This window comes from Pseudomonas sp. UYEF17 (genome assembly GCF_040546125.1).
GTDB classification, from domain to species: domain Bacteria; phylum Pseudomonadota; class Gammaproteobacteria; order Pseudomonadales; family Pseudomonadaceae; genus Aquipseudomonas; species Aquipseudomonas putida_Z.
In genome coordinates, this window is sequence record NZ_JBEPNE010000021.1 from 39,281 (window position 1) to 63,361 (window position 24,081).

Below are 24,081 nucleotides of genomic sequence, written 5' to 3' on the forward strand. Positions count from 1 at the left end.
ATGGCCAGTGCGCGCCATGTGTCGCGATCGCCTGATCCTGCGTCAGGTGATAACCCGCGCCCTGCGCACCCTAATTCCGATTGCCTTGAAAGAGCGAGTTTCAGCATGTCCAAAGTCAAACTGAGCACCAACCACGGCGACATCGTCCTGCAACTGGACGCCGAGAAAGCGCCGCTGACTACCGAAAACTTCGTTCAGTACGTCAAGGACGGCCACTACAATGGCACCGTGTTCCACCGTGTGATCAAGGGCTTCATGATCCAGGGCGGCGGCTTCGAGCCTGGCATGAGCCAGAAGAAGACCCGCGCCAGCATCCAGAACGAAGCCGACAACGGCCTGAAAAACAAGAAGTACAGCATCGCCATGGCCCGTACCATGGAGCCGCACTCCGCCTCGGCGCAGTTCTTCATCAACTCGTCCGACAACGACTTCCTCAACCACAGCGGCAAGAACGTGCAGGGCTGGGGCTACGCGGTATTCGGCGAAGTGATCGAAGGCCGTGAAATCGTCGACGCCATCGAAAAGGTCGCCACCGGTTCCAAGGCTGGCCACCAGGACGTGCCGAAGGACGACGTGGTCATCGAGAAAGCCGAGATCGTTGAGTGATCCTGCTGATCTCCGATCTGCACCTGCAAGAAGAACGCCCGGAAATTACCCGGGCGTTTCTTGATCTGCTCGATGGCCGTGCCCGCCACGCCAAGGCGTTGTACATCCTTGGCGACTTCTTCGAAGCCTGGATCGGCGACGACGCCATGACGCCCTTCCAGCAGTCGGTCTGCCAGGCCATGCGGCGGCTGAGCGACAGCGGCACGGCCATCTACCTGATGCATGGCAACCGTGATTTCCTGATTGGCCAGGCCTTCTGCGACGCTGCGGGCTGCACGTTGCTGCACGACCCCAGCGTGATCGAGCTGGGTGGTGAGCAGGTGCTGCTGATGCATGGCGATACCCTGTGCACCCGCGACCTGGCCTACATGAAAATGCGCCGCTTGCTGCGCAACCCGCTGAGCCTGTGGGTGTTGCGGCACCTGCCGCTGTCGGCCCGCTACAAGCTGGCACGCAAGCTACGCAGCGAAAGCCGCACGCAAACGCGGATGAAGTCCACCGAGATCGTCGATGTCACGCCGGAGGAAGTGCCGAAGGTGATGGCGGCGCATGGTGTACGTACCTTGGTGCATGGGCATACCCATCGGCCGGCGATACACAAGCTGGTGGTCGACGGGCAACCGGCACGGCGTATCGTGCTGGGCGACTGGGACCGCCGTGGCTGGGCCTTGCAGGTTGACGAGCAAGGGTTTCAGCTGGCGCCGTTCGAGTTTTCCTGACCGACCGAGTCGCCTTCTTCGCGGGCATGCCCGCTCCCACAGGTACTGCACCAGGGCCACAAGCGGTGCGGTACCTGTGGGAGCGGGCGAGCCCGCGAAGAGGCCGGTATGCCCTACTGCTGGACCACTGCCCCCTTGTCCCGCTCACTGATCACCACTTCCCGGTACTCCGGATCCGCCTTGATCTGCGCCTCGGTAAACGGAATCACCGCCAGTTGCCCGGCCGCAAACGCCTTGGTCTGGTCACCGGCATGCACCGAAGCCGCTTCACTCGACTGGGAAAACGCCAACAGCCCACGGGCCTGCGGCCCCTTGTCGGTAAAGCTGACCAGTTGCAGGTAGCTGGTACCACTGACCACCAGCCGCTTGCCCTGCCCGTGCGGCACGCTGTAGATCGCGTTGTACACGCCCAACGCCTGCGGGCCACCCGGCACCGGCGTGCCATCGCTCGCCTGTTGCACCTGCCCCCAGCGCGCGTCCCCTGCCATGCCGCTGTCACGCACCCGCTTGAGCGACGCCAGCGCGGCCTGGTGCAGCAGCTTGCGCACGGCCGCCTGCTCTACCGCCAGCCCGCGGGGGGTGTGCTGCGGGTCGGCCGGGTCGAAGGCCACCCGCCAGCTTTCCGGGTGCTCGGCCAGGGCATCGAACAGGTTCTGGAAATGCACCAGGCCAATGCCGCTGTCCAGGTCAGCCTTGCCATTCCAGGCCGCCAGGCTGCTGCATACCGCCCGCACATCCGCATCGGCGCCCTTGCACCACTGCAGCAGGTCAGGCATTAGCAGGCTGGCCAGGTACACCTCGTCATCGGTCACCATGCGCTGCAGGTCGTCAACGCCCAGGCGGGCCGTACCCTGTAGGCGTTGCAGGGCAAAGCGGCCACGCATGCCCAGCGGCTGGTCACTGCGGCTGACCAGCGGCGAATAACCGGTCAGCGGCTGCGCCGGGTTGGCCATCCAGGCCGGGTCGTTGGAGTTCTGCACGAAGTCCTCGCGCTCCAGGCTCGGCAGCAGCCGCGCAGGGAAGATCCCCGGCTGCGCGGCCTGCGCATCGACCTTCCACTGGCACGCGCTGCGTGAGCCATCCAGTACCACCAGGCGCCCTTGTGCCTGCGGGTTGCTGCACGCACTCAGCAGTTGCTGATCCACATATGGCACCACTGACTGGTTCAGGTACAAGGCCTTGCCTGCCGGGTCCACCGCCAGCGTGTTGACCCAGGGAATACCCTGCAGCTGTTCGATCGAGCCTTTCAACGTAGCCAGGCTGTCGGCATGGTTGATCTGGTACCACTGCTGCAACACCCGAGTGTTCTCGAGGTTGGCGTCGCGCAGGCTGTAGGCGGCATGCGCATCCCAGTCCAGGCGACCCGGCCATTGCACCACCGGACCGAACTGCGAGCTGTAGACCTGGCGCTGTACCTGGCTCAGGCTGCCATCCTCGGTCTTGACCGCAACGCTGACGGTTTGCCGGGCCAGCGGTAGGGACTTGCCATCGAGCAGGTAACGAGTCGGGTCCTTGGGGTCGAGTTGCAGGCGGTACAGGGTGAAGTGCTTCGATGTGTCGACGGTGTGCGTCCAGGCCAGATGCTGGTTGAAACCGATGTTGACCACCGGCAGGCCCGGCAATGCCGCCCCCATCACATCGAGCTGGCCGGGAATGGTCAGCTGCATCTGGTAGAAGCGCATGCCCCCCATCCACGGGAAGTGCGGGTTGGCCAGCAACAGGCCGCGGCCATTGGCCGAACGTTGCGCCCCAACGGCCACTGCATTGCTACCGCGCTCCGTGGCAAAACGCTGCTGCCTGGCCAGCGCCTCGGCAAACCCTGCCGGCGCCTGCTGGCTGGCCAGCGTTGGCGGTTGCGCCCCCGCCAGCGCTTCGACGAACTGCCCGACACCACCTTCGGCGAGCAGTCGACGGGTCAGCTTGACCAGGTCCTCGCTGCTGATCGGCCGCAGCCACTCGCCGTTGCCACATTCGGCAGGCAACCCCTGGCTGCGGCGCTCGGCCAGCGCCCGGTTGTAGCCGCTGGCATAACCTGCCAGCAGCGCCTGTACCGGCGCGGGCTGCGCCTGCAAGAACGCATCGACTGCCGCCGGCGTGTTGAGCCAGGCGAAGAACACATCGCTGGCCAGGTTGTCACGCTGTTCCAGGGTCTTGCCCTTGGCACCGAAGTAGCGTGAGCGCTCGCCACTGACGGTCAGCACTTCATTGGCCAGCAGGCACAGGTTGTCCTGGGCGTAGGTATAGCCGATGCCATAGCCCAGGCCGCGCTCGTCCTTGGCCACGATGTGCGGCACCCCGTAACTGGTTCGGCGAATCTGCGCACTGGCATCGGCTGCGGCGGACTGCACCGGCACTGCGCCGACGCTGAAGGCTACCAGGGCGGCGGCCAGGCCTGCGCAAGTCATGGGACGGGAAAGTGGAAACACGGGCACTCCTCGGGTTCGGGGGTCATCCCGATCAGACGAATGGCCAGATGAAAATTTTACGTATTGCAAGGCAATGGAACGTCTTGAACAGAACCAGGCTTTTTTTTGCGCGTGGGCTGCAGTTTTTCCGTTCTCATTCGTCCTAGTAAGTGAGGCACCCAAATTTCGGGTTCGTCCACGAAAAGGAGCATTCACATGTACAACCCGCAACCCTCGATCCAGGCTGGGCGCGTCCCAGGCAAAGCGCCCAGGGAACAGGACGTTTTGGCTGACGAACGCATCGGCAACGAACAGATCCGCGAGCTGTTGCGCAGTTTCGGCCTGCGTACCAGCCTGATCCGCCTCAAGGTCATCGATGCCTTGCACGCCGCCGACCGCAATGGCCGCAGCATTGGCGTGCGCGGCGTGCACGCGCAACTGGAACAGCTGGATATCCCGCTGTCGTTCCTCAGCGTGCGCGAAGTGCTCAAGCGGCTGTGCAGCGAGGGCGTCATCCAGCTGGGCAGCGACAAATGCTACAGCCTCGACCCGCAGGCGCGCGCCGTGCTGGAGCGAACGCCTGTGCGCTGAGCGCATGGCCGGCCATGACTGGCCGGCCCGCCAGGATCAGGGCTTGACCTTGCGCCGCAGGATGCCGTTGATCACCACGACCACCACGGCGATGGCAATGGCCAGCATCTGGAAGGTCTGCTCACTGATCGTGCCCTGCTTCTGCAGGTGGGACAGGCCCAGCATCAGGCCCAGTACCACCAGGATGATCAGAAGGGAATATTTGAGGCGCTGCACGTGTGTCATCGAAGGTTCCTTGCAACATCAGGGGCAAATGGCTCGCAACGAGCCGCGGCAATGATACAACGGCCACCGGCCCCGGCGCTGCATTTCCTGCTGGGTGGGGCGGCGCCTGCCTGAAAGCATGGGGCTCCCAAGCACCCATGCCGGAGGCACCATGTACAAACCCCTTCTGTTCGCGTCGCTATTGCTGACCCCCTTTTCCCTTCATGCGCTGGACACCCGCCAGACCTCGGCCGAGCAACTGCTCGAACTGGGCCGCGAACTGGCTGCCCAAGCTGGCGCCAGCCAATGGCAACAACTGTGGCAGCGCGTGCGCCAGGCCGGTTACCTGCAGGCAAACGGTGCGTCGGTGCATTTCACTGCCCCCCCGGCGCAACTGCCCGAGCTGGCCCGGCAAACCCTGGCCCAGGCCGACCAGGTACAAGCGCAGCAGCAGACCCAGGCACTGTACCTCCGCAGTTTTGCCGACCAGGTCATCGGCCATCGTGACGGGCAGCCGCTGCATGCGCTGTGCCTGCTGGTCGATTGGCGGACGCTGCCACAAGGCATGCGCGATTCCCCCCAGGCCTACCTGCGCAGCGCCAGCCTGCTGAGCAGCTATCCGTGCGATTGAGGGTTACCACACCCAACGCCCTGCACAGGGAGTGACGTGATGGGAAATCACCCGCCACAGCCAAATGTTGAAGCCATGTCCTACAGCGCCGGATATCGCTGCCTGCAAAACCTGTTCGCTGAAGCTACAACCCCCAACCCATATGCCGCCTAGCGACGCGCCTCGGCTGTCACAGAAAATCCGGTCACACCTTCGACATAACGCCGCTGGTGATCGGGTAGCACAGCCCATCCGCCCCGAAGGAGCGCCATATGCAATTACCAGACTTGAGCCAAATCGATATCAGCCAACTGCCCCACTCGCTGCAGGCCCTGATCGACTGCATCGGCATCGAAAACGCCTACCAGCTGACCTGCGCCTACGGCGGCAGGCCCAAGTACATCCCCAAGCACCGCGAGCGCACCAAGCTTGCCGACGTGCTGCCGGCCGAAGCGCTCGACGCGCTGATCAAGCGCTTTGCCGGTGTCGCCTTGGAAATCCCCAAGGCGGACCACTTCCTGCGCCAGTTGCGCAACCTGCAGATCCAGAAGGAAAGCGCCAGCGGCTTGTCCCGCAGCCTGCTCGCTGACAAGTACGGCCTGAGCCTGCGCCAGATCGGCAACATCCGCCGCCAGGAACATTGCACGCGCTGAAGCCCAGGCATCGTGACCACGATTGATAGCCACGTTTTAACCCAACCAGAAAGAGACCCCCGCCATGTCGATAGATAACAGCCTCATCGGCTCCGTAATCAATGCCCTGCCGATGGACCGCATGATCGCAGGCCCCCTGCAGGCCATGGTCCAGGCCCAGGTCACCGCCAGCAAATCCTACGCCGACTTCCTGATGCAGGTGTGCGTCCAGGACGGCAAGGCCGTGGCCATCCAGTTCGACTACGACGAAACCATCGTCGACGAACAAGGCGAGTACAAGGGCGTGGTCAGCAAGACCATGAAAGTGCCGCTGGTGGCAGCCATCACCCACCCGAACATTTCCATCGAAGAAGGTAATGTCGAGTTCGAGCTGGTCATCAACCAGATGTCGGAAGACGTTTCCAGCAAGGACATGAACGCCGAAGCGACCGGCTCGCTGGGCTGGGGGCCGTTCAGGCTGAACGTGAAAGGCAGCGTCAGCCACAAGTCCACGCAAACTCGCAAGACAGACACTCGCGCGCGCTACGCTTTCAACACGACCTTGAAGCGCCAGGAGCCGCCTGAAGCGATGATGCGGGTGATCGAATTCCTGACCGACGCCGCGACAAAGCCAACCGTCGTCAAAACCGCCACATTGGACAGCCAGGACGAAATTTCCCAGGCAGACACCTTGAAGAGCCCCGCAGCTGACGGCACGCCTGCCCCTGGCGCCGGTATGCCTTGAGACGCACCTCCCTGCCCCGAACAGCCCCCCTGACCGGCAACAAGGGGGGCCCCACCTGGCCTGAGGAGTCGAACCATTGGATAAATCCCCCGCCCCCATGACCTCCATCGACCTGCGCGAGATCACCCGCGGCCTGCAGGAAGCCGCCAGTGCTACCAACAGCCTGATCGCGCAGCAGTACATCAACCTGTTCGACCAGTTCTTCGAGTGCGACACCGAGGCGTTGGGCGCGCCCATGAAAGCCAAGATGGTCGAGGTGGCCATGGACGGCCAGCACATCATGCGTGTACCGCTGTTCGCGCTGGTGTCGCCAAAGGGCCTGGCCCTCGAGCGCATGCAGGTCGACCTGTCGGTTCGGGTCAAAGGCACCGAAGCACAACAGGCACTGCTGACCGGGGGCGAGAACAAGGCCGCGAGCTTCAAGGTCACCATCGGCGGCCAAGGCCGTCAGGGCGACAGCCGCGACCCCGATGAAGTGCAGATCCGCATGCAGTTCCAGGCCAGCGAACCACCAGAAGCCCTCAACCGGCTGATCGAGGAATACACCAGCCTGATCGTCCCGGTACGCGCCCCCAGCCCGCCGCCCTCGTCCGACACCAATGAGTTCATCGAGGCGGCCATCGTCCGTTGACGGCCGCCCCCGCGACGGCTCAGAAGTCGCGCTTGTAGAAGATGTCCAGTGAGCTGGCCAGCCCGCTGGCAGCCTCGAGGTACACCTTCTTGCTCAGCTTGTAGCGCAATGCAATGGTGTTCGCAGGCTCGAACACCCCTACCCCATAGCGCAGGCTCAGCTTCTCGGTGAGGTTGCCGCTGGCGACCACGCTGGTGGTATTGCCCGAACCTTCGGTGTCCAACTGGAAGTCGTCGATACCCAGGCTCGAGGCCAGGCTGCCAGTGATGCCGGCGCTACCCGCCAGGCCCAGGCCCAAGGCCGCTTCGGCGAGCATGTTGTTGTCTTCGCCGGAAGCGCCCAGAGGCCGCCCCAGTACCAGGTACGACAGCGCCTGCTCCTGGCTCATGGCCGGCTCCGAGAACACTTTGCTGGTGGGCTGCTCGGCACTGCCGCTCAGGCGGATACCGGCAATCACGTCGTCGACCTTGCGGATCGCTTCAATGTCCAGATACGGCTGGTCGATCGGGCCCGCGAACAGCAGCCGCGCACGGCGGATGGTCAGGCGCTGGCCGTAGGCACGGTAGCGGCCGTCGGACAGGCTAAGCTCACCACGGGTATCGAGGTTGTCGCCGATGTGCACATGGCCGAGCAGGTTGGCCTTGAGACCAAAGCCACTGAACGAAAGCTTGTCGCGGCCCACTTCGACATCGATGTCCATCGCCATCGCCATGGGTGGCTTGCCCTCTTCGGTCTGGTGACCAACGATCACCGTGTCATCCGAAACCTTGACTGTGGACGGTGGCAGCTCGCGTACAGTGATCGTGCCCTTGGGCACCTGTACCTTGCCGGTCACCGCCAGCTTGTCGTCGATCAGGCGCAGGGTCAGGTCCGGGGCGACCTCCAGCGTTGCATAGGGCTCGACCGTGACGGGCAGTTGCTGGCCCTGCAGACGCAGGTCCATGCCCAGGGCCTGGCCCCAGGTGAGGTTGCCATTCAACTGGCCCCGCCCCGCCTCGCCGCTGCGCCAGCCGCCATTGAGCTGTACCTGCTCGCCGGCAATCAATGCCTGCAATGACAGGTCCTCGAGGCTGACCGGCAGCTCGGCGCCGCTGACTTCGCCACCGCTGAGCATCAGGTTGCCGTTGACCTGCGGCGCCAGCAAGGTGCCCGACAGCCGGCCACTGCCATTGAGCTGCCCGGCCAGGCGCTCGACCATAGGCACGAACGGGCGCGCCACCGACAGGTCGAGACCGGCAAGGCGGAAATCACCCGATAGCGGTTTGTTCTTGCCCAGTGGATCGAGGCGGGTGTTGACGTTCAGCTCGCCCAGGCGCTCGCCGCGGAACGCCAGGCGGGTATCGATGCGCCGTGGCGCCAGCGTGCTGTCCAGGCGCAGGGCCTGGTACGGGAAGTCGATCCAACGGTCCTTGTCGCGCACGCGCAGGCTACCGCCACTGGCGTCGACGACGATGTTGCCCTTGGGGCCACTGGCCGGGATGTCCAGATTGATGTCGGCATTGAGCAGGCCCTGCCAGGCGAAGTCCTTCGGCAGCCACTGGGCCAGGCTGTCCAGCGGGAACTGCTTGAGGTGGTAGCGCAAGCGTGGTTCGGGGGCCAGACGCTGGTCGTCGCCACACAAGCTGGCCTGGCCGGAGCGCCAGCAGTGCGCAGCAAAGTCCAGCTGGCCGCTGGTCAGCCGCTGCAGGCGCGCCGGTGCCTGCAACTGCCAGTCCTGGCCGCCGGCCTGGATTCGCCCACTGGCCAGGCGCCCACGCCAGTCACCCTTGTTCAACTGGCCGTCCAGGCCGAGGTCGAGCTTGAGCTGCGGGCCGTCCAACGCCAGGGTCAACGCTTGCTGGCGAATGTCGCCTTTGCCGTGGGCCTGCAAGGTGCCCAATGCCGTGTCACCCAGGTGAATGCCGCTGGCCTTGAGCTCGATCACGCCGCGCTGGGCGTTATCCAGGCGGGCATCCAGGTCCAGCTGCTGCAGGCGGTTTTCCGCCTGGGCCAGGCGCTGGCCCTGCAGGGTCAGCGTACCTTGCGGGGCTTGCAAGGTGCCGGCGACGTCCAGCCGGCCCTTGACCTGGCCCTGCAACCTTGGCCATAACTGGCCCAGGCGCGGCAGGTCGAGGTCGACCCGCCCGGCCAGGCGCTGCTGCAGGCTGCCACTGCCATTGATGCGGTTATCCCCCAGCTGGATTGCCAGGGCGCCCAAGGTCCAGCTCTGCCCTGCCCCCTGGGCCTCGACCTTGAGCATTGCCGGCTGGCCGCGCAGGCGGCCTTTCAGGTCAAGCTGGGCATCGAGGCTCAGGGCGTCGCCTTTCATCTCGCCTTTGCTGCGCAGCGGCCCCGCCAGGGTACCCGGCAGCTCGGCCAGCCAATAGGCTGGGTCGAGCGCCGACAACTGCAGGTCGACATCCCATGCCAGGGTGTCGGCAAAGCGCACGGCGACACTGCCGGCAGCCTTGCCTTGCCCGGCGCTCAGCGCCAACTGCGGCAGCTTCACCTGGTTCAGGTCACCTTCGAACGGGCTGGCCAGGCTGAACGCGCCGGCCGGGCCATCCAGGTCGCCATTGAAGGTACCCTGGTAGTTGCCATCGCGATAATGCACCTGGGCCATGAACCGCTTGAGGGTAACCTCGGGCGGCGTCTCCAGTGGATACAGGCGCAGCCACGGGAAGTCCTGCCAGTCCAGTCGGGCGTCGGCGACCAGGCCTTGCTGCCAGTCAGCCGTGGCTTGCAACTTGACCCGCTGGGTATCGCTGGCGTTCAGGTCCAGGGCATCGAGCCTGGCGCCTTTGCTGTCGACCAGCCCGGACAACAGCACGGCGATCGGCGACTGCTCGGCCGGCAGGCTGGCCGACCCCGACAGTTGATAGCCCTTGAGCAGGTCGCCCCGGGCGTCGAGCTTGAGCTGGTTGAACTGCACGGTGTCGGGCAACGAGGCAGCCGGTTTGAATGCCTCGGAGCGGATCTGCAAGGTCGCTGGCAGGTGCTCGGCCAACGCCTGCAATTGCCCGTTCAGCGTGGCGTCGAGGTAACCACTGCTGGTGCCGGCGAGTTTCAGGGTTTTCTGCAGCTCGCCGGTGGCGGTCAGCGCCAGCTGCCAAGGTTTGCCGTCCACCGCTGGCAATTGCAGCTGCGCCTGGAGTTGCACCGGCCAGCCAGCTTCGGGCTGCAGGTCGCCCTGCAGGTTCAATTGCAGGTCATCGCGCTGCAGGTGCAGGCTGTCGATGCGCAGCCCGGTATTGGTCCAGTGCGCCGCCAGTTGCAAGTCGCCAAGCAGGTCGCTGCCATCCAGGCGCAACTGGCCAACCTTGACCTCACCCAGTTCGATGGCCAGTGGCAAGCGCAGGGCTGGCAACTGCAGCGGGCCGCTGTCGGCCGATTCGGCGCTGGGCGCAAAGGCCATGTCGATGCGCTGTGCCTGCAACTGGTCAATGCACAAGGTAGAGCGCAGCAGGCATGCCGGCGACCAGGCCAGCAGCGGTGCCTGCACCTCTACCGTGCTGCCGGCATCGGCCCAGCTCAGCCGGCTGGCTTGCCAGCTACCGGCCAGGCGGCCCTGGAAGTCAGCCACCTCAAGCCCGGGCACCTTGCCCAGCACCCAGCGGCTGCCGGCCTCGGTCCCCAGCAGCAGGCCGAATACAAGGCCCAGGCTTGCGGCGACCCCGAGCAGGCCCGCCAGAATGTACTTGATCACGCGTTTCACAGCTCAGGCCCCATGGAAAAGTGCAGGCGAATTCCCCCTTCATCATCCAGCGCCTTGGCCAGGTCCAGGCGCAGCGGCCCGACCGGCGACACCCAGCGCACGCCAAAACCGACACCGGTCTTGAGGCTTGGCAGCTCCAGGTCGTTGAACGAGTTGCCCTGGTCGACGAAGGTTGCCAGCCGCCACTTTTCGGTCAGCGAATACTGGTACTCGACACTGCCGGCGACCAGGTAGCGCCCGCCAATGCGGTCGCCGTCGCTGTTCTTCGGTGACAGGGTCTGGTAGTCATAGCCACGCACGCTCTGGTCGCCACCGGCGAAGAAGCGCAGCGACGGCGGAATGTTGTTCTTGAAGCCATTGGTCGCGCTGCCACCGAACTGCACCCGGCCGAGCAAGCGGTGGTCATGGCCAAGCGTGGTCAGGCCCTTGAGCAGCACGTTGCCATGCAGCAGGTTGGTGTCCGAGACCAGCCCTTCCTTGGCCACCTGTACATCGAACTGCAGGCGGTAGCCGTTATGCGGGTCGATGCGGTTGTCACTGCGCAGGAAGGAGTAGCTCACCCCCGGCATCAGCAGGTTGCTCAGCCCGGAGTCATCACCCAGGCGGTACTCCTCGCGCTGGTACTTGAGGGAAATCACCCGCTGCCAGCCGCTTGGCAGTTTGCTGTGCCACTCGGGGCCCACCGTCAGCAGTTTGCTGAGGGTATCGGTGCCGGCAATTTCTTCGTTCTGGTAGCCGCCGGCAAAGCGCAACTTGTCGGTCAGCGGCGGGTCGAGGGGGATGTCGTACCAAAGGCCGACGTTCTGCCGGGGCGCCGACAGTTCGGTTTCCCAACCGTAGCTATGGCCCTGCGGGTTGACCCAGTGGCGGGTCCAGTTGGCCTTGCCGCGCGGCCCGACGTCGGTCGAGAAGCCCAGGCCCAGTCCCATGGTGCGGGGCTTGCGGGTTTCCAGGCGGACATCCACGGGGATTTCTTCGCCCACGGCGGCGGTGGGCGCCGCATCCACGCGCACGCCTTCGAAGTAGCCGCTCGATTGCAGGTCGTTGTTCAGCTCGGCGATCAGTTCCGAGTCGTAAGGTGTACCCGGCTTGAACGAGACCATGCGCTGCAGCAGGTCGTCGTCCAGCGGTGTGTTGCCACCGAAGGTGACGGCGCCCAGGTGATAGCGCGGGCCGCTCTGGTAGACCAGTTCGATATCGGCCACGCCCGCCTGAGGGTCGACCGCCAGGCGCTGGCGGCTGAAGCGCCCACTGAAGAAGCCATAGCGCGACGCCTGGTTCTGGATCAGCCGCTTGGCATCCTCGTAATGGCCGTGGTTGAGTTGTTCGCCCGCGCGCAGGGCCTTGCTGTCGGGCACGCGAAAGGCCTTCATCTCGCTGGCGGGGCCTTCGATGCGTACGGTCACGTTGCGCAGGCGAATCGGCTCGCCGGGGTCGATGGTGATGATCAGTTGCGGGGAACGGTCAGCCTCGCTGGCGGGCTTGACCTCTGTGTCGATCTGCGCCTGGTAGTAGCCAAGTGCCTGCGCGGCTTTGCGCGCCTGCTCCTGGGCGCCGCGACTGAAGCGCAGCAGCGCTTCTTCATCGCGGTCGCCAAGGGAACCGATATAGCCTTCGACATTGGCCCTGAGCGCCTTGTTGGCCGGTTTGACCTTCACCAGCAACTCGCTCTGGCCCCATGCTGCGAAACTGGCGACCCAGATAACCAGGCCCCAGGTCAATCTTCCTGAATACGTCATGCGGCGCATGCTACCAGAGCCGGGCGCTCAAGGGAGCCGCCGCGCGGTCTGCTCAGGCAAAAGCAGAATTGGAAGAGACCGGATTGGGATGGAAGAACACCCTCTCACGGATTGGTCCTACAGCCACCTCGCCAATTTCCTCATAACCCTGGCGCTGGTAAAAGGCCAGGTAGTGCTCGTTGCCGGTGTCCAGCACCACACCCTGGGTACCAGGGTCGTCTGCGCACCAGTCATGCACAGCTTGTAACAACTGCTCGCCGTAGTGCTTGCCCTGAAATTGCGGGTGCACGCCCAACAGCGGCAGCACATGCACCTCGTCGGTGGGCAGGCAGGTGGCCAGGGCGGCCTGGTAGTCCATGTAACGGCGCGTACAGCGCAGGCCGGTGCCCATCATCATGCGCAGGCGCCAGGCCCAGCTGTCGGCCACGCCCAACCGGCGCATAGGCGGCACGATCAGGGCCAGAGCGATCAGGCGGTCCTCCACCAGCAGGCCGATGGCGGGCAGTTGCAGGTAGAAGTGCTGGCGTACCCACTCGCGCACCATCACCCGCAGGCGCCGCTCATAGCCTGGGCGCTGGGCCTCGAAGATATAGGCGAAGGTAGGTTCGTGACGGTAGGCGTTGTACAGCAACGAACGCGCCTCGCGGCTGTAACCGTCATCGAGCAGGCAGACACGGGCCGGAGCGGCAGTGGTTTCGGGCATTGCGGGCAGTCCTCCTGGAATGGGCTTACAGTGCCCTGGGAAGGACGTTAGCAGCAGGCTCCCGAAGCCGCCATGCTGGTGATGGCAAGCGATGTCGGCTAGCATCGCGCCTTTTACCGGGATTATCTTTCCATGAAGATCGTCTGTTTCAACATCAACGGCCTGCGGGCCCGCCCGCACCAGCTGGCGGCGCTGATCGAAAAGCACCAGCCGGACGTGATCGGCCTGCAGGAAACCAAGGTCAGCGACGATCAGTTCCCGCTGGCCGACGTGCAGGCGCTGGGCTACCACGTGCATTACCACGGCCAGAAAGGCCACTATGGCGTGGCCCTGCTGTCGCGCCAGGCACCGCTGAGCCTGCACAAGGGCTTTGCCAGCGATGAAGAAGACGCCCAGCGCCGCTTCATCTGGGGCACCTTCGCCGATGCCGATGGCAACCCGATCACCATCATGAACGGCTACTTCCCCCAGGGTGAAAGCCGCGACCACCCCACCAAGTTCCCGGCCAAGCAGCGCTTCTACAGCGACCTGCAGGCGCTGCTGGAAGGCCAGTTCCGCAACGACCAGCCACTGCTGGTGATGGGCGACATGAATATCTCGCCGCAGGACTGCGACATCGGCATCGGCCCGGACAACGCCAAGCGCTGGCTCAAGACCGGCAAGTGCAGCTTCCTGCCGGAAGAGCGCGAGTGGATGGAACGTTTGAAAGGCTGGGGCCTGGTGGACAGTTTCCGCCACCTGTACCCGGAAGTTTCCGACCGCTTCAGCTGGTTCGACTACCGCAGCCGCGGCTTCGAGGACGAACCCAAGCGCGGCCTGCGCATCGACCTGATCATGGCCTCGCAGCACCTGGTGCCGCGGATCAAGGCGGCGGGTGTGGACTATGAACTGCGCGGGATGGAAAAGCCGTCGGACCATGCGCCGATCTGGCTGGAATTGAGCTGATCACCAGCTGAACGCACAGCACCTGTAGGAGCGGCCTTGTGTCGCGATAGGGCCGCATGGCGGCCCCAGGATGTCAGCTTCGATGCACAAATTGCTGGGGCCGCGTTGCGGCCCTATCGCGACACAAGGCCGCTCCTACAAGGGCCAGCGTTAACCGCCCCGCACTCGGCTATCGCCAATAGCGCGAATCATCCACCACCCTGGCATGCCCCTCGAACAGCGCTGGCAGCTGCTCCTTGAGGTAGTCGATCCAGGTGCGCACCTTGGCATCCAGGTAATGCCGTGACGGGTAGATCGCATACAGCGCGCTCTCGCGCAGGCGATACGGCGCCAGCAGCCGGCACAACCGCCCCTGCTCGATCGCCTGGCTGGCGGTGTAGAACGGCAGCAGGCCAATGCCCATGCCCAGCTCGCTGGCCACCAGCATGGCGTCGGCGACGTTGGTGGAAAAACTGTCGTTCGGTGCGATCACGCACTGGTCCACCCCTTGCGGGAACACCCAGTCACCTTCGTACATCGGATAAGCCATGCGCAGGCAACGGTGCTGGTGCAGGTCTTCCGGGCGCTCCGGCACACCGTGGGCCATCAGGTAGCTCGGTGCCGCGCAGGGGATGCTGAAAATGTTGCCCAGCGGCACGGCGATCAGCTGCGAATCCGGCAGCGCCCCGTCCACGGTAATCACCACGTCATGCCCTTCGGCCAGCGGGTCGGGGTTGCGCTGGGACAGGGTCAGCTCGATCACCACCTCTGGGCACAATGCGTTGTAGCCGGCCACCAGCGGCATCAGCAACAGGCCCAACCCGTGCGGGCAATGCAAACGCAGGCGGCCTCGAGGCGTGAGGTGCGCGCCACGGGCTTCGCCCACCGCCTCTTCGGTCAGCAACATGATCTGCCGCGAGCGCTCGAGAAACCGCTCGCCCGCCTCGCTCATGCGCAAACGCCGCGTGGTGCGGTGCAGCAGGCGGGTTTGCAGCTGGTTTTCCAACTCGGCAACGATGCGCGAAACCTGCGCGGCAGAAATGTCCAGGGCATTGGCGGCCGCAGCGAAGCTGCCACATTCCACCACACGGGCGAAGGTACGCATGGCATGCAGCATGTCCATGAAGGTGTGCTCCTTGTTCGGTCTTATTCTTGCGTTACAGGCAGGAATCTATCACGGGTTAGCCCATTTATTGTGGATGACCAATGAATGGATCATTAGCCATACATTGAAAAAAGGAGCCTGCCATGAAACGTTCGATCGCTGTCCTTGCCGTTGCCGCTACTCTCGCCTCGTTCGGTGCCCTTGCCGACACCGGCAGCAACCAGCCGGTCAGCAGCAGCAACTACGAATACGGCATGCCGCTGGACGTGGCCAAGGTCATCTCCATCACCCCGGCCAGCAACGCCGCCGACTGCCAGGTTGGCACCGCGCACATGGTGTATGTCGACCACCAGGGCCAGAAGCGCGAAATCGACTACCGGGAAATGGGCAACTGCTCGCAGCAGTGAGTCAGGCCAGCACCTCGGTGATCCAGCCGACCTGTTGCCTGAAGTCGTCGATTTTCGCCTGAGGCACCGCACCGCGGGCCCGCTCGAAGTTGGCCAGGGTCTGCTGCTTCTGCCGCAGCATGCGCCGCCACTTGACCAGGAACGCCTCGCTTTTCTCCTGCACCAGCACCGGGCCGAAGTACAGCTGTTCAGCGGTGTACGCCGCCCCGCCCGGCTCGGCGACGATGATCTCGTAGTCGAAGCGGTTTTCCCGCAGCAGCTCTTCGCTGACGATCCGGTAACCATTGCCCACCAGCCACTGGCGCAGTTCGCGCTCGGCGCCATTGGGCTGCAGCACCAGGCGGGTGACGCCAGCCAGGCGCTGCTTGCCGGCCTCGAGGATTTCGCACATGGTGTCGCCACCCATGCCGCAGATACTGATCACCGTGATGCGGTCTTCCGCCTCGACCGCTGCCAGGCCATCGGCCAGGCGCACGCTGACCCGCCCTTCCAGGCCGTTCCTGCGCACGTTGCGCTGGGCCGAGGCGAACGGCGTCTGCGCCACCTCGCCGGCTACCGCCGCGTCCAGCACGCCGCGCAGCATCAAGGCCACCGGCAGGTAGCCATGGTCCGAGCCGATGTCGGCCAGGCGCGCGCCTTGCGGTACTTGTGCAGCCACGCGCTCCAGGCGCCTGGACAATGTCTGTTCGTTCAACCTAAACCCCTGCTTTGCAATCGGCCGCGATTCTGACGGCGAACGCCGCGCATTTCAAACACCGGGGTGCCCTCGACCGTGCCGGCGCGCTCGCGTAGGCTTGCCGCTTTCCTTCCGTAGCAAGGCAAGACACACCATGGCACAAGCAGACATCATCTACACCCCGGACCCGGACGCCGAGTCGATTTCCTCCGACGTTGCCGAATACAACGGCGTGCTGGTCACCACGCAGATCCCGACCCACGCCGATGGCAGCCTGGAACTGGGCGGCATCGTCGAGCAGAGCGAGTGCACCCTGCAGGCGCTGAAAGTGGCGCTGGAGAAGGCCGGCAGCGGCATGGACCGCGTGCTGCACCTGACCATCTACCTCACCGACATGGCCGACCGCGCGGCATTCAACGAGGTGTACCAGCGCTTCTTCAGCAAGCCCTGGCCGGTACGCGCCGCCGTGGGCGTGGCTGCACTGGCATTTGAAGGCATGCGCGTGGAAGTGACCGCAATGGCCGCCAAGCGCTGACTTTTGCCTGAGGCACGATCCTTGTAGGAGCGGCCTTGTGTCGCGATTGGGGTGCGCAGCGCCCCCAGGTTCTCAGCTGCGCAGCAGATATTGCCGGGGCCGCGTTGCGGCCCTTCGCGACACAAGGCCGCTCCTACAAGCACCCCGATGATGCCGCCAGCCCGTTTCGCCGCTACAATGCCCGCCTAAACCGTGACAGCCCGAACCTATAACGACATGTCCCTTCCAAAGAATCACCTGGAACTGCTCAGCCCTGCCCGTGACGTGGCCATCGCCCGCGAAGCGATCCTGCACGGCGCAGACGCCATCTACATCGGTGGCCCGAGCTTCGGCGCGCGCCATAACGCCTGCAACGAAGTCAGCGATATCGCCGAACTGGTCGAGTTCGCCCATCGCTACCATGCACGCGTGTTCACCACCATCAACACCATCCTCCACGACAACGAGCTGGAGCCCGCGCGCAAGCTGATCCACCAGCTGTACGACGCCGGTGTCGACGCGCTGATCGTGCAGGACCTGGGGGTGATGGAGCTGGATATCCCGCCGATCGAGCTGCACGCCAGCACCCAGACCGACATACGCACCCTGGAACGGGCCAGGTTCCTCGACCAGGCCGGCTTCTCCCAGCTGGTGCTGGCGCGTGAGCTGAACCTGCAGCAGATCCGCGCCATCGCCGCCGAAACCGACGCCGCCATCGAGTTCTTCATCCACGGTGCGCTGTGCGTGGCCTTCTCCGGCCAGTGCAACATCTCCCATGCGCAGACCGGCCGCAGCGCCAACCGCGGCGACTGCTCGCAAGCCTGCCGCCTGCCCTACACCCTGAAGGATGACCAGGGCCGCGTGGTTGCGTTCGAGAAGCACTTGCTGTCGATGAAGGACAACAACCAGACCGCCAACCTGGCCGACCTGGTCGATGCCGGTGTGCGCTCGTTCAAGATCGAAGGCCGCTACAAGGATGTGGCCTATGTGAAGAACATCACCGCCCACTACCGCAAGGAGCTCGACGCCATCCTCGAAGGCCGCCCGGAGCTGGCCCGCGCCTCCAGCGGCCGCACCGAGCACTTCTTCGTGCCCGACCCGGACAAGACCTTCCACCGCGGCAGCACCGACTACTTCGTCACCGACCGCAAGGTCGACATCGGCGCCTTCGACTCGCCAACCTTCACCGGCCTGCCGGTGGGCGTGGTGGAAAAGGTCGGCAAGCGTGACCTGCAGGTGGTCACCGAGGTGCCGCTGACCAACGGCGACGGCCTCAATGTGCTGGTCAAGCGCGAAGTGGTGGGCTTCCGCGCCAACATCGCCGAACCGCGTGGCGAGTTCGAGGAAGACGGCGAGAAGCGTTACCGCTACCGCGTCGAGCCCAACGAAATGCCCGAAGGCCTGCACAAGCTGCGGCCCAACCACCCGCTGTCGCGCAACCTCGACCACAACTGGCAGCAAGCCCTGCAACGCACCTCGGCCGAGCGCCGCGTCGGCGTGCAATGGCAGGCGGTACTGCGCGAACAACGCCTGGCGTTGACCGTCACCAGCGAGGAAGGCGTGAGCGCGCAAGTGGCACTGGACGGCCCGTTCGGCCCGGCCAACAAGCCGCAGCAGGCGCTGGACCAGCTGCACGACCTGCTCGGCCAGCTGGGTACCACCATGTACCACGCCGACAGCATCGAGCTGGACGCCCCGCAGGCGTACTTCGTCCCCAACTCGCAGCTCAAGGCCCTGCGCCGCGAAGCCATCGAGGCGCTGACTGCAGCACGGGTGCAGGCGCACCCGCGTGGCGGGCGCAAGGCCGAGACCACGCCACCGCCGGTTTACCCCGAGTCGCACCTGTCGTTCCTGGCCAACGTGTATAACCAGAAGGCCCGCGACTTCTACCACCGCCACGGCGTGCAACTGATCGACGCGGCCTACGAGGCCCATGAAGAGCACGGCGAAGTGCCGGTGATGATCACCAAGCACTGCCTGCGCTTCTCCTTCAACCTGTGCCCCAAGCAGGCCAAGGGCGTGACCGGCGTGCGCACCAAGGTGGCGCCGATGCAGCTGATCCAGGGTGATGAAGTGCTGACCCTGAAGTTCGACTGCAAGCCGTGCGAAATGCACGTGATCGGCAAGATGAAAAGCCACATCATCGACCTGCCGACCCCGGGCAGCGCGGTTGCGCAGGTGGTTGGGCATATCAGCCCGGAAGACCTGCTGAAGACCATTCCTCGCGGGCCGCATTGATCGGTAGCTTGTAAGGGCCCTTTCGCGGGCACGCCCGCTCCCACAGGGATCTCCACAGTCCTCCATACCTGTGCAGTACCTGTGGGCGGGTTTACCCGCGAACACCGGCGTAGCCGGTGCCATCCACCGCGGCGCCTGCTTCGCGGGTGAACCCGCTCCCACAGGGATCGCGCAAGGTCTTGGGGCTGGCGCCATGCCTGTAGAGGCAATGGCCTTGCTCAAGACCTCGAAGCCTGCACGGTCAATGTGGGAGCGGGCATGCCCGCGAACACCGGCGTAGCCGGTGCCATCCACCGCGGCGCCTGCTTCGCGGGCATGCCCGCTCCCACAGGGATCGCGCAAGGCCCCGGGGCTGGCGCCATGTCTGTAGAGGCAATGGCCTGAATCAAAGACCTCAAAGCCTGCACGGTAAGTGTGGGAGCGGGTTTACCCGCGAACACCGGCGCAGCCGGTGCCATCCACCGCAGCGCCTGCTTCGCGGGTGAACCCGCTCCCACAGGGGATCGCGCAAGGCCCCGGGGCTAGCGCCACGCCTGTAGCGGCAATGGCCTGAATCAAAGACCTCAAAGCCTGCACGGTCAGTGTGGGAGCGGGTTTACCCGCGAACACCGGCGCAGCCGGTGCCATCCACCGCGGCGCCTGCTTCGCGGGTGAACCCGCTCCCACAGGGATCGCACAAGGTCCTGGGGCTGGCGCCATGCCTGTAGAGGCAATGGCCTGAATCAAAGGCCTTGAAGCCTGCACGGTCAGTGTGGGAGCGGGCATGCCCGCGAACACCGGCGTAGCCGGTGCCATCCACCGCAGCGCCTGCTTCGCGGGTGAACCCGCTCCCACAGGGATCGCGCAAGGCCCCGGGGCTGGCGCCACGCCTGTAGCGGCAATGGCCTGAATCAAAGACCTTGAGGCCTGCACGGTCAGTGTGGGAGCGGGTTTACCCGCGAACACCGGCGTAGCCGGTGCCATCCACCGCAGCGCCTGCTTCGCGGGCATGCCCGCTCCCACAGGGATCGCGCAAGGCCCCGGGGCTAGCGCCATGCCTGTAGAGGCAATGGCCTAAATCAAAGACCTTGAGGCCTGCACGGTCAGTGTGGGAGCGGGCATGCCCGCGAACACCGGCGTAGCCGGTGCCATCCACCGCGGCGTCTGCTTCGCGGGTGAACCCGCTCCCACAGGGATCGCACCAGTACATGACCTTTGCGCTGCTGCTCAGCGAATCTGATGCTTGTGCAGCAAACGATAGAAAGTCGGCCGCGATATACCTAGCACCTTGGCCGCCACGCTCAGGTTGTCACTGTGCCGGCTGAGTACATCGCACAGCGCCTGGCGCTCGGCCCGGTGCTTGTACTCCTCCAGCGTACCCAGCGGTTGCTGCATCTGGTCGAGGGTCTGCAATCCCAGGTCCTGCGCCTCGATTTGCCGGCCTTCGGCCAGCACCAGCCCGCGCCGCACCCGGTTGGCCAACTCGCGGACATTGCCCGGCCAGTCATGCCGGCCCATGGCCGCCAGGGCATGGTCGCTGAACGAACGCGGTCGACGCCCGGTTTCCAGACTGTAGAAATGGGCAAAATGGCTGGCCAGCATCGACAAGTCGCCATGACGGTCGCGCAAAGGCGCGGTCACAACCTGCAACACGTTAAGGCGGTAATACAGGTCTTCGCGAAAACGCCCTTGCTCGATGGCCCTTTCCAGGTCCACGTGGGTTGCCGCCAGCACCCGCACATCCACCGGAATCGGCTGGCTGCCCCCCACGCGCTCGATGTGCTTTTCCTGCAGAAAACGCAGCAAGTTGGCCTGCAACTCCAGCGGCAGGTCGCCAATTTCGTCGAGGAACAACGTGCCACCATGAGCCGCTTCGATGCGCCCGGCCTTGCGCTGATGAGCACCGGTGAAGGCGCCCTTCTCATGGCCGAACAGTTCCGACTGGATCAGGTGCTCGGGGATCGCCCCGCAGTTGATGGCAATGAACGGCTGTTCGCTGCGTTGCGACTGACGGTGCAGGGTGCGGGCCACCAGTTCCTTGCCGGTGCCGCTTTCACCGCGGATCAGCACCGGCGATTCAGTAGGCGCCAGCTTGCCCAGCAGCTTGCGCAACTCGCGGATCGGGCGGCTGTCACCGAGCAGCTCGTGGCTGGTTTCATCCACCCTCGCCAGCCCTTTGCCACGCAGGCGCGCCATGCCGAAGGCCCGGCCCAGGGTGACCTGCACGCGGGAAACGTCGAACGGCAAGGTGTGGAAGTCGAAGAACCATTCACAAACGAAATCGCCGACGGCCGGCATGCGCAACTGTTCGGCGCTGAGCACGGCAATCCATTCGGTGTTGCTGCGCTTGATCAAGTCCTTGACCCCGTCCGGGCGCCTGAGGTGCGACGCCTGCAAGCGCAACAGGCCCACATCGCAAGGATGATCCAGCGCGGCACCGAGCATGCAGCTGTCCACATCCCAGCCTGCGCTGCGCAATCCAGGCAACAAACGGTGGCAGTCATCGCAGGGGTCGACGATGAGCAAACGGCGTAGAGCGGCAGGCTGCTGCATGACCGATCCTTGGCGCCAGTTTTCGGTTTTTTGAAATAAAACAGTAAGTTGTGGCGCCCGATTAACAGTAGCAACGAAGTTGACGGTTCCCAGTACCGTCTGTCTGCCGAATCATTTTTTTACAATCAGTGACGGGAATTTTCGCACTTTATCGACATCACATGGCGGCATGGGCAAGAACGGATTCGAACCTGGCAAATTTTTTTACAACCAATGTGTGACTCGCCACCGGACAACGAGCATCAGTACACATAACCCCGCGCTGCACTTCGCGATAACCGAGGCGACTTTGAAGCAACGCGGACTTACCTGGATGTTTGGGACCATAGAGAGACCGAACCATGAATGCCCCGCTCCGTGTCAACGAAGCACTGCTGATTGCCGACCACGCCTTCGAACCTTTCCAGTGCGTAGCCTGGGATGCACCCAACGGTACTGGTGAACTGAGCCTGGCAGTGATCGACCGGACCAGCACCCGCATCGGCAGCAAGCAAGTGTCCTCGCGTATCTACTCCGACCCGGCCCAGTGGGCCAGCCTGATCGAGGAAGTGCGCGCCGAACTGTGCGAAAAAGGTTACGACCTGCAACCGTGGTCAATGCCCAAATAATATCGGCCGGCAAACCAAGTGCGTGCACCGTCACGCACTTGTACAACTTCCGGGTTGCTGTTCTGGCAACTTTTCTTATTGCGACATAGTGTCGCATCGATACTTTTTCAATCCACCAACCTGAACTGTTGCAGGTGCTGGTAATCAGCCTGAAGTTGTTGCGCCAGACGCTGCGCACGGCCCAGGCGCACCGGCGCCAGTTCCATATCCACCAGCAAAGTGGCGCACGGCATCGGCTGCACGGCATTCCAGTGCTGCAGGCGACCGTCGGTAAACACCAGGCAGCGCAATGCTTCTTCAGGGTGGGCCCGTTGCCGCGCCTGCAACCAGTGCCGAGCCTGTTCCAGTGCTGCGATCAACGGCGTGCCACCACCGGCACCCAAGGCTTGCAGCCAGGGTTGCAAAGCGGCCGAGGCCTTCAGGCCGTGGCGCTGCCACTGCGGTGCGCGCCCGCTGGCGGTAAGCAGGGCCAGCCGGGCACGCTGGCGGTAGGCCTGGTCGAACAGCGCCGCCAGCAGCCCTTTGGTTTGTGCCAGCGCCTGGTGGCGGCGGGTCGAGGCTGACGCATCGACGATTACCAGCCACAGTTCTGCGGGCCTGGCCTGGCGTTGCTGCCAGCACAGGTCCTGGCGCTGGCGTGGCCGGCCCTTGAGCAGGGTCGGCAGCCAGGCCACCCGACCGGCCGCGGCACTGCGCGACCGGCCTCGGCTGGCACCGTACTGCTTGCCTGCGCCTGCTTTGGCATCCGCCCCTTTGGCAGGTGGCTGGGGGATGCTCAGGGCTTTTTTGCCCAGTTCGGCACCTCGCGGCGGGCGCCGCTGGCCACGGGCTGCGCAGCCATCGCACCCCAGTCGCCCTGCCCGCCCTGTTCGCCAGGGTTGCCTGCGCCTTGCCGATCGGGTTGTTGCTCAGGCTGCTGCGGTGCCGCAGGGGGGTTGGCCTGGGGCGCAACGCGGCGGCGATGGCGCAAGGCGAACTCGGCCACTGCATCGACATCGCCCTCTTCGATGGCCTCGCCACCGCGCCAGGCACAGTGGGCGCGTGCGGCGCGCAGCCAGACCAGGTCGGCGCGCAGGCCGTCGACCCCGGCGGCGTAGCAGCGTTCGGTGATCCAGGCCAGCGCCTGGTCGTCCAGGGCAATGCCGGCCAGGGCCTGGCGCGCCGCCTGGCAGCGCTCGCGCAATTGCGCCTGGGCCTCGGCCCATTGCGCGCAGAAGGCCTGCGGGTCGCTGTCGAAGGCCAGGCGGCGGCGAATGATCTGCTGGCGCGCCTCAGGCTCGGGCAAGCCTTCCAGGGCCACGTTCAGGCCAAAGCGGTCGAGCAACTGCGGGCGCAGTTCGCCCTCCTCCGGGTTCATGGTGCCGATCAGTACGAAGCGGGCACTGTGCCGGTGCGAGATGCCGTCGCGCTCGATGCGGTTGGTGCCACTGGCCGCCACGTCGAGCAGCAGGTCGACCAGGGTATCGGGCAGCAGGTTGACCTCATCGACATACAGCACGCCGCCATCGGCCTGGGCCAGCACCCCCGGGGAAAACTGCGCCTTGCCCTGCCCCAGCGCGGCATCCAGGTCGAGGGTGCCGACCAACCGTTCTTCGCTGGCGCCCAGTGGCAGGGTGACGAACGGGCCCTCGCCGAGCAGGTCGGCCAGGCCACGGGCCAGGGTGCTCTTGGCCATGCCACGCGGCCCCTCGATCAGCACGCCGCCGATCTTCGGGTCGATGGCGGTCAGGCACAGCGCCAGTTTCAGGTCGTCGGCACCGACCACGGCTGCCAGTGGAAATTGCACGGGTTCACTCAT

General features: G+C 64.8%; 22 protein-coding genes. 12 read left to right on the plus strand and 10 right to left on the minus strand.

The features are described 5' to 3' along the window. Positions 1–105: 105 nt before the first annotated feature. Both ABIB24_RS23320 and ABIB24_RS23325 read left to right on the plus strand, forming a co-directional pair. Positions 106–606 (plus strand): peptidylprolyl isomerase, encoded by a 501-nt coding sequence (locus ABIB24_RS23320; RefSeq protein ID WP_025338942.1) that lies wholly within the window; start codon positions 106–108, stop codon positions 604–606. Beyond that, on the plus strand, positions 603–1,325 hold the full coding sequence (locus tag ABIB24_RS23325; protein WP_137163789.1) for a UDP-2,3-diacylglucosamine diphosphatase: 723 nt from the start codon (positions 603–605) through the stop codon (positions 1,323–1,325). The genes ABIB24_RS23320 and ABIB24_RS23325 overlap by 4 nt, the downstream gene beginning before the upstream one ends. A 113-nt stretch (positions 1,326–1,438) precedes the next feature. Here the strand turns inward: ABIB24_RS23325 and pvdQ are convergent, their stop codons facing one another. Further along, positions 1,439–3,751, minus strand: coding sequence for a bifunctional acylase PvdQ (pvdQ, locus tag ABIB24_RS23330; protein WP_274079660.1), 2,313 nt, complete (start codon positions 3,749–3,751; stop codon positions 1,439–1,441). Between the two features lie 195 nt (positions 3,752–3,946). On the opposite strand from pvdQ, the gene ABIB24_RS23335 reads away from it, so the two are divergent. Further along, on the plus strand, positions 3,947–4,321 hold the full coding sequence (locus ABIB24_RS23335; protein ID WP_137163786.1) for a fe2+ zn2+ uptake regulation protein: 375 nt from the start codon (positions 3,947–3,949) through the stop codon (positions 4,319–4,321). A 36-nt stretch (positions 4,322–4,357) separates the two neighbouring features. Here the strand turns inward: ABIB24_RS23335 and ABIB24_RS23340 are convergent, their stop codons facing one another. Beyond that, positions 4,358–4,546: a hypothetical protein gene (locus ABIB24_RS23340; RefSeq protein ID WP_003248064.1), complete on the minus strand. Its 189-nt coding sequence runs from the start codon at positions 4,544–4,546 to the stop codon at positions 4,358–4,360. 151 nt (positions 4,547–4,697) lie between these two features. On the opposite strand from ABIB24_RS23340, the gene ABIB24_RS23345 reads away from it, so the two are divergent. The 4 genes from ABIB24_RS23345 (at position 4,698) to ABIB24_RS23360 (ending at position 7,143) form a co-directional block, all read left to right on the plus strand. After that, the gene (locus ABIB24_RS23345; RefSeq protein WP_354317334.1) at positions 4,698–5,156 is read left to right on the plus strand and encodes a hypothetical protein; all 459 of its coding nucleotides are present in this window, start codon (positions 4,698–4,700) and stop codon (positions 5,154–5,156) included. Positions 5,157–5,407: 251 nt separating this feature from the next. After that, entirely contained in the window at positions 5,408–5,788 is a 381-nt protein-coding gene (locus tag ABIB24_RS23350) for a Mor transcription activator family protein (protein WP_025338937.1), read from the plus strand. A 64-nt stretch (positions 5,789–5,852) separates the two neighbouring features. Further along, complete coding sequence (locus ABIB24_RS23355) at positions 5,853–6,512, plus strand: DUF2589 domain-containing protein (protein ID WP_025338936.1); 660 nt, start codon at positions 5,853–5,855, stop codon at positions 6,510–6,512. A 76-nt stretch (positions 6,513–6,588) separates the two neighbouring features. Then, a complete protein-coding gene (locus ABIB24_RS23360; protein WP_137163784.1) occupies positions 6,589–7,143 on the plus strand; it encodes a DUF2589 domain-containing protein in 555 nt (184 codons plus the stop codon). Positions 7,144–7,162: 19 nt separating this feature from the next. Here ABIB24_RS23360 and ABIB24_RS23365 read toward each other — a convergent pair whose 3' ends face one another. The 3 genes from ABIB24_RS23365 to ABIB24_RS23375 are packed head-to-tail and all read right to left on the minus strand — an operon-like array spanning position 7,163 to position 13,279. Next, positions 7,163–10,837, minus strand: a complete 3,675-nt coding sequence (locus tag ABIB24_RS23365) for a translocation/assembly module TamB domain-containing protein (protein WP_137163783.1) — start codon at positions 10,835–10,837, stop codon at positions 7,163–7,165. Continuing rightward, positions 10,834–12,576: an autotransporter assembly complex protein TamA gene (locus tag ABIB24_RS23370; RefSeq protein ID WP_137164794.1), complete on the minus strand. Its 1,743-nt coding sequence runs from the start codon at positions 12,574–12,576 to the stop codon at positions 10,834–10,836. Before ABIB24_RS23370 ends, ABIB24_RS23365 begins: the two co-directional genes overlap by 4 nt. Before the next feature lie 52 nt (positions 12,577–12,628). Continuing rightward, complete coding sequence (locus ABIB24_RS23375) at positions 12,629–13,279, minus strand: GNAT family N-acetyltransferase (protein ID WP_274079658.1); 651 nt, start codon at positions 13,277–13,279, stop codon at positions 12,629–12,631. Positions 13,280–13,411: 132 nt separating this feature from the next. On the opposite strand from ABIB24_RS23375, the gene xthA reads away from it, so the two are divergent. Next, entirely contained in the window at positions 13,412–14,224 is an 813-nt protein-coding gene (xthA, locus tag ABIB24_RS23380) for an exodeoxyribonuclease III (RefSeq protein WP_025338931.1), read from the plus strand. 169 nt (positions 14,225–14,393) lie between these two features. Here xthA and ABIB24_RS23385 read toward each other — a convergent pair whose 3' ends face one another. Next, positions 14,394–15,326, minus strand: a complete 933-nt coding sequence (locus tag ABIB24_RS23385; RefSeq protein WP_354317336.1) for a LysR family transcriptional regulator — start codon at positions 15,324–15,326, stop codon at positions 14,394–14,396. 125 nt (positions 15,327–15,451) lie between these two features. Between ABIB24_RS23385 and ABIB24_RS23390 the strand changes: the two genes are divergently transcribed. Then, positions 15,452–15,715, plus strand: coding sequence for a DUF2790 domain-containing protein (locus tag ABIB24_RS23390; RefSeq protein ID WP_075045088.1), 264 nt, complete (start codon positions 15,452–15,454; stop codon positions 15,713–15,715). Between the two features lies 1 nt (position 15,716). Here the strand turns inward: ABIB24_RS23390 and ABIB24_RS23395 are convergent, their stop codons facing one another. Beyond that, on the minus strand, positions 15,717–16,409 hold the full coding sequence (locus ABIB24_RS23395) for a tRNA (adenine(22)-N(1))-methyltransferase (RefSeq protein WP_286918263.1): 693 nt from the start codon (positions 16,407–16,409) through the stop codon (positions 15,717–15,719). Positions 16,410–16,545: 136 nt separating this feature from the next. On the opposite strand from ABIB24_RS23395, the gene ABIB24_RS23400 reads away from it, so the two are divergent. Continuing rightward, entirely contained in the window at positions 16,546–16,926 is a 381-nt protein-coding gene (locus tag ABIB24_RS23400; RefSeq protein WP_015270613.1) for a RidA family protein, read from the plus strand. A 216-nt stretch (positions 16,927–17,142) separates the two neighbouring features. Continuing rightward, the gene (locus ABIB24_RS23405; RefSeq protein WP_274079656.1) at positions 17,143–19,143 is read left to right on the plus strand and encodes a peptidase U32 family protein; all 2,001 of its coding nucleotides are present in this window, start codon (positions 17,143–17,145) and stop codon (positions 19,141–19,143) included. Between the two features lie 1,206 nt (positions 19,144–20,349). Here the strand turns inward: ABIB24_RS23405 and ABIB24_RS23410 are convergent. Further along, positions 20,350–21,675 carry a sigma-54 dependent transcriptional regulator gene (locus ABIB24_RS23410; RefSeq protein WP_025338922.1) on the minus strand — a complete coding sequence of 442 codons (1,326 nt, stop codon included), beginning with the start codon at positions 21,673–21,675 and terminating at the stop codon, positions 20,350–20,352. A gap of 341 nt (positions 21,676–22,016) precedes the next feature. Here ABIB24_RS23410 and ABIB24_RS23415 point away from each other — a divergent pair, with 341 nt between their 5' ends. Continuing rightward, complete coding sequence (locus ABIB24_RS23415) at positions 22,017–22,283, plus strand: hypothetical protein (RefSeq protein WP_013972506.1); 267 nt, start codon at positions 22,017–22,019, stop codon at positions 22,281–22,283. Positions 22,284–22,390: 107 nt separating this feature from the next. On the opposite strand, the gene ABIB24_RS23420 is transcribed toward ABIB24_RS23415, so the two are convergent. Together ABIB24_RS23420 and ABIB24_RS23425 are read right to left on the minus strand one after the other, a co-directional pair. Further along, positions 22,391–22,957: a vWA domain-containing protein gene (locus ABIB24_RS23420; RefSeq protein WP_025338921.1), complete on the minus strand. Its 567-nt coding sequence runs from the start codon at positions 22,955–22,957 to the stop codon at positions 22,391–22,393. Between the two features lie 101 nt (positions 22,958–23,058). Next, a complete protein-coding gene (locus ABIB24_RS23425) occupies positions 23,059–24,081 on the minus strand; it encodes a magnesium chelatase ATPase subunit I (RefSeq protein WP_354317338.1) in 1,023 nt (340 codons plus the stop codon).